This window comes from Klenkia brasiliensis, assembly GCF_900100695.1.
Classification (GTDB): Bacteria; Actinomycetota; Actinomycetes; order Mycobacteriales; family Geodermatophilaceae; genus Klenkia; species Klenkia brasiliensis.
The window spans coordinates 275,589-286,911 of sequence record NZ_FNCF01000004.1 but is presented as its reverse complement, the minus strand read 5'-3'; the positions used below and the strand labels follow the sequence as shown (position 1 = coordinate 286,911).

General features: G+C 74.7%; 6 protein-coding genes and 1 tRNA gene. 2 read left to right on the top strand and 5 right to left on the bottom strand.

The window, feature by feature from the left end; genetic code table 11:
* Positions 1-14: 14 nt before the first annotated feature.
* A complete protein-coding gene (locus tag BLT39_RS13240) occupies positions 15-1,289 on the bottom strand; it encodes a Nif3-like dinuclear metal center hexameric protein (protein WP_242658379.1) in 1,275 nt (424 codons plus the stop codon).
* Positions 1,290-1,466: 177 nt separating this feature from the next.
* The gene (locus BLT39_RS23330; protein WP_278246983.1) at positions 1,467-5,246 is read right to left on the bottom strand and encodes an ABC transporter ATP-binding protein; all 3,780 of its coding nucleotides are present in this window, start codon (positions 5,244-5,246) and stop codon (positions 1,467-1,469) included.
* 52 nt (positions 5,247-5,298) lie between these two features.
* Here BLT39_RS23330 and BLT39_RS13230 point away from each other — a divergent pair, with 52 nt between their 5' ends.
* Entirely contained in the window at positions 5,299-7,236 is a 1,938-nt protein-coding gene (locus BLT39_RS13230) for an FUSC family protein (protein ID WP_091063882.1), read from the top strand.
* A 4-nt stretch (positions 7,237-7,240) separates the two neighbouring features.
* On the opposite strand, the gene BLT39_RS13225 is transcribed toward BLT39_RS13230, so the two are convergent.
* The 3 genes from BLT39_RS13225 to BLT39_RS13215 all read right to left on the bottom strand — a co-directional run bounded on the left by BLT39_RS13225 (position 7,241) and on the right by BLT39_RS13215 (position 8,249).
* A tRNA-Val gene (locus tag BLT39_RS13225) sits at positions 7,241-7,312 on the bottom strand.
* A gap of 34 nt (positions 7,313-7,346) precedes the next feature.
* On the bottom strand, positions 7,347-7,808 hold the full coding sequence (locus BLT39_RS13220; protein WP_091063879.1) for a peroxiredoxin: 462 nt from the start codon (positions 7,806-7,808) through the stop codon (positions 7,347-7,349).
* Positions 7,809-7,823: 15 nt separating this feature from the next.
* The gene (locus BLT39_RS13215; RefSeq protein WP_091063875.1) at positions 7,824-8,249 is read right to left on the bottom strand and encodes a DUF3052 domain-containing protein; all 426 of its coding nucleotides are present in this window, start codon (positions 8,247-8,249) and stop codon (positions 7,824-7,826) included.
* A gap of 194 nt (positions 8,250-8,443) precedes the next feature.
* Here BLT39_RS13215 and aceE point away from each other — a divergent pair, with 194 nt between their 5' ends.
* Positions 8,444-11,245, top strand: a complete 2,802-nt coding sequence (aceE, locus tag BLT39_RS13210) for a pyruvate dehydrogenase (acetyl-transferring), homodimeric type (RefSeq protein ID WP_091065054.1) — start codon at positions 8,444-8,446, stop codon at positions 11,243-11,245.
* Positions 11,246-11,323 lie beyond the last annotated feature (78 nt).

The following is an 11,323-nucleotide window of genomic DNA, read 5'->3' as shown; positions in this document are numbered from 1 at the left end:
GCCGAGGGACCCGATCAGCCCTGCGAGGACTCCGACCGCTCGCCCGCCGCGCGGACGCCGCGGCCGACACCGGGGTCGGCGACGTCCTCGGTGCGCTGGGGCACGTGCAGCGTCCAGGCGTCGGTGCGCCGGCGGGAGACGGTGACCTCGACGCGGCCGCCCAGGTCGCGGTGCAGCACGTCGGCGGCCACGGGCAGCCACGGCCACTCGCTGGCGTAGTGCGCGACCTCGCAGATGGCGGGGCCGGGCGACTCCATGGCGTCCACCGCCGGGTGGTGCTTGACGTCGCTGGTGAGCAGCACGTCGGCGCCCGCGGAGGCGGCGGTGCCGTAGAGGGACCCGCCGCTACCGCCGCACACCGCCACGGTGCGCACCAGGCGGTCGGGGTCGCCGGCCACGCGGATCCCGGCGGCGGTGGCCGGGAGCACCGCCGCGGCGCGCTCGGCGAACTCCCGCAGCGTGATCGGGTGCGCCAGCTCACCGAGGCGGCCCAGCCCGGCCCGGCTCGGGGTGGAGGAGTTCTCGAAGACCGCGTAGCCCGGGTCCTCGTAGGGGTGCCACTCGTGCAGGGCGCGCAGCACCTCGGCCTGCGCGGCGCGCGGGACGACCATCTCCAGCCGGGTCTCGGGGACCCGCTCGAGCCGGCCGTTGGACCCGATGGCCGGGTTGGCCTCGTCGCCGGGGATGAAGGTGCCGGTGCCGACGGTCTGCCAGGCGCACCGGGTGTAGTCGCCGATCACCCCGGCGCCGGCGGCGCTGAGCGCGTCGACCAGCCGGTCGCTGTCCTCGACGGGGGTGAACACGACCAGGGTGTCGGTCTGCGGGGCACCGACGGACTCCAGCGGCACGGTGTTGCCCACGCCCAGTGCAGCGGCCAGGGCGTCGTTGACCCCGTGGTCGGCGGCGCGGTCGGCGTTGGTGTGCGCGACGAACAGGCCGATGCCGGCCCGGATGAGCCGGTGCACGACCCGGCCCTTGGGGTCGTCGGCGGGCACGCCGTGCACGGGGGTCAGCAGCAGCGGGTGGTGGGTGACCACCAGGTCGACGCCGGCCTCGATGGCCTCGTCGACGACGGCGTCGGTGGGGTCGACGGCGAACAGCACCGAGCGCACCGCCTCGGCGGGGTCACCGCAGACCAGGCCGACGGCGTCCCAGTCCTCGGCCAGCGCGGGGTCGTAGCGGGCGTCCAGCGCGGCCACGACCTCGGCCAGCGGCGTACCGGCACGCGGCAGGGACCGGACCGTCGCCAACGGGTCCGGGTAGCTGCCTTCGTCCACCGGTAGTGCCACGTCTCCGGACTTTAGGTGCCGTGCCTGTGGTCTGCCCGTCAGGCCGTCCACAGGTGTCGCCCAGGTCAGGGGCTGCGCGGGCGGGCGGGTGCTCATCACCGGGCGTTCGCGCGCCGGGGTCCGACCGGACGGGTGCACCTCGGCCAACCCGGTGTGGCACACCTCATGGGGGGAGGCTCAGTCGACGAGGGCGTCGGCCGCGTAGGACCGCCACAGCACGGCGTAGGGGCCCTCGACCCGGCGCAGCTCCTCGTGCGGGCCGACCTGCACCACCCGGCCGTGGTCGAGGACGACCACCCGGTCGGCCCGGGCGGCCGTGGTCAGCCGGTGGGCCACCACCACCGTGGTGCGCCGCCCGGTCACGGCGTCGGCCGCCCGGTTGACGGCGGCCTCCGAGGCCAGGTCCAGGGATGCGGTGGCCTCGTCGAGCAGCAGCACGTCCGGGTCGACCAGCTCGGCGCGGGCCAGGGCGAGCAGCTGGCGCTGCCCGGCCGACAGCGACCGGCCCCGCTCCCCCACCCGGGTGCGGTAGCCCTCGGGCAGTGCCGCGACCACCTCGTGCGCGCCCACCGCCCGCGCGGCCGCCTCGACCTCGGCGTCGGTGGCGCCCGGGCGGCCGTAGGCGATGGCGTCGCGCACCGTGCCGTCGAACAGGTGCGCCTCCTGCGGCACCACCCCCAGCCGGGCGCGGTAGCCGGCGAGGTCCAGGGTGCGCAGGTCGCGCCCGTCGACGAGCACCGCGCCACCGGTCGGGTCGTAGAACCGGGCGATCAGCTTCACGACCGTCGACTTGCCCGCACCGGTCTCGCCGACCAGGGCCACCGTCTCGCCGGGCGCGATGCGCAGCGTGACGTCGCGCAGCGCCGGCGTGGCCGCACCCCGGTAGGCGAAGGTCACCCCGTCCAGCAGCACCTCGCCGCGCAGCCGGCCGACCGGCCCGGGGTCGGCGGCCGGCGGGGTCGAGGTCGGCGTCTGCAGCAGGTCCCGCAGCCGGCGCAGGCCGACCGCGGCCTGCTGGTAGCTGTCGAACACCTGGGACAGCGACTGGACCGGGGAGAAGAAGGTGCCCACGTACAGCAGGAAGGCCACCAGCACGCCGGCGGTGATCGTCCCGGCGGACAGCCGCTGCGCGCCGACCACCAGCACGGCGGCGACGGCCAGCTCGGAGAGGAACTCCACGAACGGGAAGTAGGTGGCGATGTAGCGCTGGGCCCGCAGCCGCACGTCGCGGTACGCCCGGGCCCGGTCGGCGAACACCTGCAGCGAGCGCTGGGTACGCACCGCGGCCTGGGTGACCCGGACGCCGGCGACGTCCTCCTGCAGCCGGGCGTTGACCGCGCTGACCCGCTCCCGGGCCTCGGTGTAGGCCGGCACGGACCGGCGGCGGAACCACCAGGTCGCCACGGCCAGCACCGGCAGGAAGGCCACCAGCACCAGGGCGAGCTCCACGTCGAGCAGCAGGAGCGCCACCAGCACCCCGACCAGGGTGAGCAGGCTGACCACCGCGGTGGTCAGGCCGGTCTGCAGGAACGCCGACAGCGCGTCGACGTCGGTGGTCATCCGGGTCATGATCCGGCCGCCGAGCTCGCGCTCGTAGTAGTCCAGGCCCAGCCGCTGCAGCTGGGCGAAGGTCTTGACCCGCAGCGTGTACAGCAGCCGCTCGCCGGTGCTGCCGGTCAACCGGGTCGCCCCGATCGTGACCAGCCAGTCGGCCACGACGACGGCGAGGGCCAGCGCGCTGATGACCAGCAGGACCGCGAGGGAGTCGGCGGACACGCCGCGGTCGATGCCGCTGCGGACCAGCGCGGGCACCGCGATCTGGGCGGCGGCGTCGGCGGCGGTGAGCACCAGGGCCAGCGCCAGCACCCAGCGGAAGGGGCGCAGCAACCCGGCCAGGGTGAACCCGGGGTCGGCGGCCCGGGCGCGCCCGGGTGGCACGCGGGGGTCGTCGTCGGCCTCGGGCAGCGCGGCGACCAGCGCCCGCAGCTCCGGGGTGGCCGCCATGTTGGCCATCGCCGACCCGCGCCCGCCGATGGAGCTGGCCGCACCCCGCACCGGCCGGTCGCCGTCCGGGCCGCCCTCGACCCGGGGCCACGCCGCCGGGTCGGTGCCCCCCGCCGGCGCGGGCCCGGTGACCTCGACCGGGGCCGTGGGCGGCGGGGCCGGGTCCGCGGGGCCGTCCCCGTCGGCGTGCCCGTCTGCCTCCGCCAGGCCGTCCTCGTGGCCCGAGACCAGCAGCCGGTAGAGCGGGCTCCGCTCGGCCAGCTCGTCGACGGTGCCGACGTCGACCACCCGGCCGGCGTCGAGCACCGCCACCCGGTCGGCCAGCGCCAGCGTCGAGGCGCGGTGCGCGACGACGAGCGTGGTGCGGTCGGGCGGGCCGGACCGCTGCAGGGCCTCCTGGATGCGTGCCTCGACGGTGGCGTCGACCGCCGAGGTGGCGTCGTCGAGGACCAGGACCCGCGGGTGGGTGAGCAGGGCCCGCGCCAGGGCGACCCGCTGCCGCTGCCCGCCTGACAGGGTCAGCCCCTGCTCGCCGACCACGGTGTCGTAGCCCTCGGGCAGCTCCTGGATGAAGCCGTCGGCCTGGGCGGTCCGCGCCGCGGCCCGCACCTCGGCGTCGGTGGCGTCGGGCCGGGCGAAGGCGATGTTGGCCCGCACCGAGTCGGAGAACAGGAAGCTGTCCTCGGGCACGATCCCGAGCGCCCCCCGCAGCCCGTCGAGGTCCAGCTCGCGGACGTCGACCCCGCCGACGCGGACCCGGCCGGCGTCCACGTCGTAGAAGCGGGGCAGCAGCCCGACGACGGCGGACTTGCCGGAGCCCGCGGTGCCCACCAGGGCCAGCGTCTCGCCGGGCCGGACCTGCAGCGACACCCCGGACAGCGCCGGGGCGCCCCCGCGGCCGAAGGCGAAGGTCACGTCGTCCAGCTCCAGGGACAGCGGGCCGTCGGGCACCGGCCGGAGCCCCGACCGCAGCTCCGGCTCGGTGTCGACGATCTCCAGCACCCGCTCGACGCCGGCGCGGGCCTGCTGGCCGATGGTCAGCACCGCGGCCAGCTGGCGCACCGGGGAGACCAGCGCGGCCAGGTAGGTGGCGAAGGCCAGGAACGTGCCCAGGGAGATGCTGCCCCGCAGGGCCAGCCAGCCACCGAGGGCGAGCACCCCGACCTGACCGAGGGCGGGTACGGCCTGCAGCGCGGGGTTGTAGCGGGCCGTGAACGCGACCACGCGCATGCGGGCGCCGAAGAGCCGGCGGGCGCCGGCGTCGAGCCGGTCGAGCTCGCGGCCCTCCTGCCCGAAGCCCTTGACCACGCGCACCCCGGTCACCGCGGCCTCGACGTCGCCGGCCACCGCCCCGGCCTGCTGCTGGGCGGCCCAGTTGGCGGGGAACAGGTCGCGCCGCGAGCGCAGGGCCAGCCACCACAGCGCCGGGCCGACGGCGAGGGCGACCACGGTCAGCAGCGGGGACAGCCAGGCCATCACCGCGATCGACACCACGAACAGCAGGGCGTTGCCGGCCAGGTTGGGCAGGAAGGCCAGCAGCCCCTGCACGAGCGTGACGTCGGAGATCGACCGGCTCACCACCTGACCGGTCTGCGTGCGGTCCTGGCCGGGCCCGTCGAGCCGGGAGAGCGCCACGGCGACGTCGTTGCGCAGGTCGTACTGCACGTCCAGGCTCAGCCGGCCGGCCAGGTAGCGGCGGGTGAAGCCGGCGGCGAACCGGACGAAGCCGGCGACCACCAGCAGCCAGACGTAGGGCGCCACCGACCGGGTGCCGCCGGCGACCACGTCGTCGACGACCTCGCGCACCACCAGGGGCACGCCGGCGGCGATGACCGAGCCGACCAGCGCGGCGGCGAAGGCCCCGACCAGGTCGCCGCGGTGCCGCAGGCAGTAGCCGACCAGCCGGCGCAGCCACCCCCCGCGGTCGGTGGCGGGCGTCGGTGGTTGCGGCACGCCGCCCAGTCTGCGCCGGGGGTCCGACAACCGCGGGTGGGAAGCTCCACCCGTGGCGGACAGGGGGCTGCGGGCACCGGCCTGGCTCGAGGAGCTGGTCCGCACGAAGCGCCCCCCGGTCCCCTGGCGCGACGTCGTCCGGTTCGCCCTGTCCATCACCGGTCCCCTGGCCATGGTCGCACTGCTGGGCCGGCTGGCCGACCCCGCCGCACTGGGTGCGGGGGTGTTCGCCACCACCGGCGCGCTGGCGGCGACGCTGGCGCCCCAGGGCGGCCCGCTGCGCACCCGGCTGCGGCGCGTGGTGGCCGCCGCCGGGTTCGGGACCGTGGGTCTGGCCGCCGGCGAGGCCGCGACCGGGACGGGGTGGCAGCCGGTCCTGGTGATCGGGGTGCTGTCGGCGGTGGCGGCGCTGATCAGCTCGATCGACGCCGCACTGTCCCTCGGGGCCCTGCAGCTGCTGGTCTACGCGGCGCTGTCCTCGGGCCTGCAGACGCCGTTGCCGCTGCACGTCGAGGTCGGCTTCTTCGTCGCCGGTGGCGTGTGGGCGACCGCGCTGGTGCTCGTGCAGGCCCGCACCGAACCCGCCGACCCCGACCGGACCGCCGTCGGCGCGGTCTTCACCGCCATCGGCGACCTGCTCGCCGCGGTCGGCACGCCCCGTACCGACGACGCCCGGCGCGCGCTGACCGGTGCGCTCAACACCGGCTACGACCGGGTGATCCACAGCCGCAGCCGGTCCTCGGGCCGCAGCCAGGAGCTAGCCGAGCTCGCCGGCGTCCTCAACGCCGCGGCGCCCCTGGTCGAGGGCGCGGTGGCCACCGCGCGCGCCGGCGTCCCCGCCGACCCCGTCGACGTCACCGCCGCGCACGCGCTCGGCGCGGCGGTGGCCCAGCGCCGTCCCCTCGTCGGGGACCGTCCCGCCGCGCTGGAGGACGGGCCGGCGACCCGGCGGGCGGTGCGGCACGGCGTCCGGCTGGTGTGGGACGTCGTGGGCGACCCCGACGAGCGGGCCTCGGCCGCGGTGCCCCGGGCCCGGCTGCCGTGGCGGCTGCGGCTGCGCGACCTCGCCGACCGGACGACGGGCAACGCCGACTCCCGGGCCTTCGTCGTCCGGCTGACGCTGTGCATGGTGGCCGCCGAGGTCGCCCGGCAGCGGCTGCCCATCGAGCGCCCGTACTGGGTGCTGCTGACCGTGGCCGTGGTGCTCAAGCCCGACTTCGGGTCGGTGTTCGGGCGCGCGGTGCAGCGCGGCGCGGGCACCCTGCTCGGCGTCCTGCTGGGGTCGGCGCTGCTGGCCGTGCTGCCGCGCGGCGGGTGGGTGCTGCTGGCCATGGCGGTGTTCGCCGCCGTCCTGCCCTGGGCGCGGGACGCCAACTTCGGGCTGTTCTCGGTGTTCCAGACACCGCTGGTGATCATGCTGCTGGACCTGGCCGCGCCGAGCCCGTCGTCCCTGGTGCTGCCCCGGCTGGTGGACACCCTGATCGGCTGCGCCATCGTGCTGGTGATCGGCTACCTGCTGTGGCCGCAGACCTGGCGGGCCCCGCTGGACGACGCGCTGCGCGGCGCCGCCGTGGCGCTGGACCGGTTCGTCGACGCCGCCTTCACCGGCAGCCCCGAGGAGACCCGGCGGGCGCGCCGCGGCAGCTACCGGGCGCTGACCGAGCTGCAGACCCAGCTGCAGCGCCGGCTGTCCGAGCCGCCGCCGATCAGCACCCGGGCGGCGGCCTGGTACCCGGTGATCATCCAGCTGGAGCGGACGTCGGACGCGGTCACCGAGGCGGTGATCGCGATGCGGTCGGGCGACCCGGTGCCGCCGCGCGGCCAGGTGCACGTGCTGCGCCGGGCGATCCGGGAGCTGGACGACGACCTGCGGCTGCACCGCTTCCCCGACGACACCGAGATCCACGCCGAGGGGGTGCTCGCCCCGGTGGCCCGGGAGGTCGACGCCGCCCGCCGGCTGGTGCGCGCGCAGGCGCCGGGCCGGCACTGAGGGGTGGGCGCGGCAGGGTTCGAACCTGCGACCGCTCGCTTGTAAGGCGAGAGCTCTACCGCTGAGCTACGCGCCCGGGAGCCGCCCCACCGTAGTGGGCCGGTCCGGGTTCAGGCCGCCAGCGAGGCGATCGCGTCCTTCCAGCCGCTCTGCGCGCGGGCGTCGCCGGGGCCGTTGACCTCGGTGAAGGCGACCTTCCCCTCGGCGTCGACGAGGAACGTGCCGCGGTTGGCCATGCCGGCGGTCTCGAAGAACGCGCCGTAGGCCTTGGCCACCTCGCCGTGCGGCCAGAAGTCGCTCAGCAGCGGGAACTCGAACCCCTGCTGCTCCCTCCACGCCTTCAGCGTCGGCGCGGGGTCGGTGGACACCGCCACGACCTGCACGCCGGCGCCGGTGTAGGTGTCCAGCTCGTCGCGCAGCTGGCACAGCTCACCGGTGCAGACGCTGGAGAACGCGAAGGGGTAGAACACGACCAGCACCGGGGAGCCCCGGTGCTCGGACAGCGTGAACGGCTGCCGGTTCGAGTCGGGCAGCGTGAAGTCGGGCGCGAGGTCCCCCACGGAGAGAGTCATGCCCGCATCTTCACCTCAGCGCTTGGAGCGGGCCGCCTTGGGGGTGACCAAACGGATGCCGGCCCACTCCTTGGCCGCGGAGATGCTGCTGGTCTGCTGCAGCCCCGCGGTCGGCGCGGCCTCGGTGACCTCGCCGGGCTCGACGTGGCCCGGGCGGCCGGACTTCGGGGTCAGCAGCCACACCACGCCGTCGTCGGCGAGCGCGGCGAGGGAGTCCACGAGGGCGTCGATCAGGTCGCCGTCCTCCTCGCGCCACCACAGCAGGACGACGTCGGCCACCTCGTCGGAGTCCTCGTCGACCATCTCCCCGCCGGAGATCTCGACGACGGAGTCGCGGAGGTCCTCGTCGGCGTCCTCGTCCCAGCCGAGCTCCTGCACGACCATGCCCGGCTTGATCCCCAGCCGGGCCGCCATGCTGGCGCTGCCCGAGTCGACGCTCATCCCCGCTCGTCCTCCATGTGCTCCGTGGTCCGCCCCGGTGATCCAGGGTCGGTGCGTCAGTGTGTCCGACGCACGGGCGGAGCGGTAGCCGACCTGCCCAATCCGTTGCCTCGCGGAGACCTGCGGGCGGTTCTCTGCGACCACAACCGGAGGCGGCGTGACGCGCGCGGGTCCGGCAGGAGACGATGGTGCACATGAGCGCCCCGCAGCAGTCGGACGGAGACCCCGCCCGCGAGTCCGGCACCCCCCGTGCGGTCATCACCGACGGCCTGCCGAGCCAGTTGATCGACAACGACCCCGACGAGACCCAGGAGTGGCTGGAGTCCTTCGACGCCGTCGTCGACCACGCCGGCAAGGGCCGCGCCCGCTACCTGATGCTCCGCATGCTCGAGCGCAGCCGCGAGCAGCAGGTCGGCGTCCCCGCCCTGCGCAGCACCGACTACATCAACACCATCGCGCCCGAGCGGGAGCCGTGGTTCCCCGGCGACGAGCACGTCGAGCGGCGCATCCGTGCCTACATCCGCTGGAACGCCGCGATCATGGTGCACCGCGCGCAGCGGCCCGGGGTCGGCGTCGGTGGCCACATCTCCTCCTACGCGTCCTCGGCGTCGCTGTACGAGGTGGGCTTCAACCACTTCTTCCGCGGCAAGGACCACCCCGGCGGCGGTGACCAGATCTGGTTCCAGGGCCACGCCTCCCCCGGCATCTACGCCCGCGCCTTCCTCGAGGGCCGGCTCACCGAGCAGCAGATGGACGGCTTCCGGCAGGAGGTGTCCCACCCCGGCGGCGGGCTGTCCTCCTACCCGCACCCGCGGCTGATGCCCGACTTCTGGGAGTTCCCGACCGTCTCGATGGGTCTGGGCCCGATCAACGCGATCTACCAGGCCCGGTTCAACCGCTACCTGCACCACCGCGGCATCAAGGACACCTCCGACCAGCACGTCTGGGCCTTCCTCGGCGACGGCGAGATGGACGAGCCCGAGTCGCTGGGTGCGATCGGTCTGGCCGCCCGCGAGGAGCTGGACAACCTCACCTTCGTCGTGAACTGCAACCTGCAGCGCCTCGACGGCCCGGTGCGCGGCAACGGCAAGGTCATCCAGGAGCTCGAGAGCTTCTTCCGCGGTGCCGGCTGGAACGTCATCAAGGTCGTCTGGGGCCGCGGCTGGGACAAGCTGCTGGCCGCCGACCGCGACGGCGCGCTGGTCAACCTGATGAACACGACGCCGGACGGCGACTACCAGACCTACAAGGCCGAGGACGGCGCCTTCGTCCGCGAGCACTTCTTCGGCCGCGACCCCCGCACCCGCAAGCTGGTCGAGGGCATGACCGACGACGAGGTCTGGGCGCTGCAGCGCGGTGGCCACGACTACCGCAAGGTCTACGCCGCCTACAAGGCCGCGATGGACCACAAGGGCCAGCCGACGGTCATCCTGGCCAAGACCATCAAGGGCTGGACGCTGGGCAGCCACTTCGAGGGCCGCAACTCCACGCACCAGATGAAGAAGCTGACCGCCGAGGACCTCGCCACCTTCCGCGACCGGCTCTACCTGGACATCCCCGACTCCGCGCTGGAGGACAAGTACCTCCCGCCGTACTACAAGCCCGACCCGGACTCCGACGAGATGCAGTACATGCTCGAGCGGCGCCGGCAGCTCGGCGGCGCGGTACCCCGGCGGCACGTGGCGGCCAAGCCGCTCAAGGCCCCCGAGGACAAGGCGTTCGAGGTGCTGCGCCGCGGGTCGGGCAAGCAGCAGGTCGCCACGACGATGGCGTTCGTCCGGCTGCTCAAGGAGTTCCTCAAGGACAAGGAGCTCGGCCCGCGCTTCGTGCCGGTCATCCCCGACGAGGCCCGCACCTTCGGCATGGACTCGCTGTTCCCGACGTCGAAGATCTACTCCCCGCACGGCCAGACCTACACCGCGGTCGACCGCGAGCTGATGCTGGCCTACAAAGAGTCCACGGCCGGGACGATCCTGCACGAGGGGATCAACGAGGCCGGGTCCACCGCGTCCTTCACCGCCGTCGCCACGTCGTACTCGACGCACGGCGAGGCCATGATCCCGATCTACATCTTCTACTCGATGTTCGGGTTCCAGCGGACCGGTGACGCCTTCTGGGCCGCCGCCGACCAGATGGCCCGCGGGTTCGCCCTGGGCGCCACCGCCGGCCGGACGACGCTCAACGGCGAGGGCCTGCAGCACGAGGACGGCCACTCGCTGCTGCTGGCCGCGACCAACCCCGCGGTCGTGTCCTACGACCCCGCGTTCGGCTACGAGCTCGGGCACATCGTCAAGGACGCCCTCGCCCGCATGTACGGCGAGGACCCGGGCTCGCCGCTGGGCGGGTCGCGCAGCCAGGACGTCTTCTACTACCTGACGGTCTACAACGAGCCGTTCCAGCAGCCGGCCGAGCCCGAGGACGTCGACGTCCGGGGCCTGCTGGCGGGCATGTACCGCTACAACCAGGGCCCGTGGATCGACGACGCCAAGAAGGCGCAGATCCTGGCCTCGGGCGTGGCGGTGCCGTGGGCGCTCAAGGCGCAGCAGATCCTCGCCGACGAGTGGGGCGTCTCGGCCGACATCTGGTCGGTGACGTCGTGGACGGAGCTGCGCCGGCAGGCCGTCGAGGTCGACGAGCACAACCTGCACCACCCGACCGACCTCCGGCGGCCCTACGTCACCGAGGCGCTGGAGGGCGCCGAGGGCCCGGTCGTGGCGGTGTCGGACTGGATGCGCGCCGTCCCCGACCTGATCGCGCCCTACGTCCCGGGTGGCCTGGCGACCCTGGGCACCGACGGGTTCGGCCTGTCCGACACCCGCCCGGCGCTGCGCCGGCACTTCAACGTCGACGCCGAGTCGATCGTGGTGCGGGTGCTGGGCGAGCTGGCCAAGCGCGGCCAGGTCGACCCGCAGCGGGTGGCCGAGGCGGTCGAGCGGTACGCGATCGCCGACCCGAAGGCCGCCCCGCCGGACGACAGCCCCGTCGACAACACCTGACCCCCCGGGGTCTGCCCCCTGGTCGCAGCGTTGATCAGGGGGGTTGATCGAAGTCCGTCCTCCTGCGCCAGCTCTGGT

Bases quoted from the DNA above. Each gene is read 5' to 3' on its own strand.
- BLT39_RS13220 (WP_091063879.1), bottom strand. From the start codon at position 7,808: ATGACTCTCTCCGTGGGGGACCTCGCGCCCGACTTCACGCTGCCCGAC.
- BLT39_RS13215 (WP_091063875.1), bottom strand. From the start codon at position 8,249: ATGAGCGTCGACTCGGGCAGCGCCAGCATGGCGGCCCGGCTGGGGATC.
- aceE (WP_091065054.1), top strand. From the start codon at position 8,444: ATGAGCGCCCCGCAGCAGTCGGACGGAGACCCCGCCCGCGAGTCCGGC.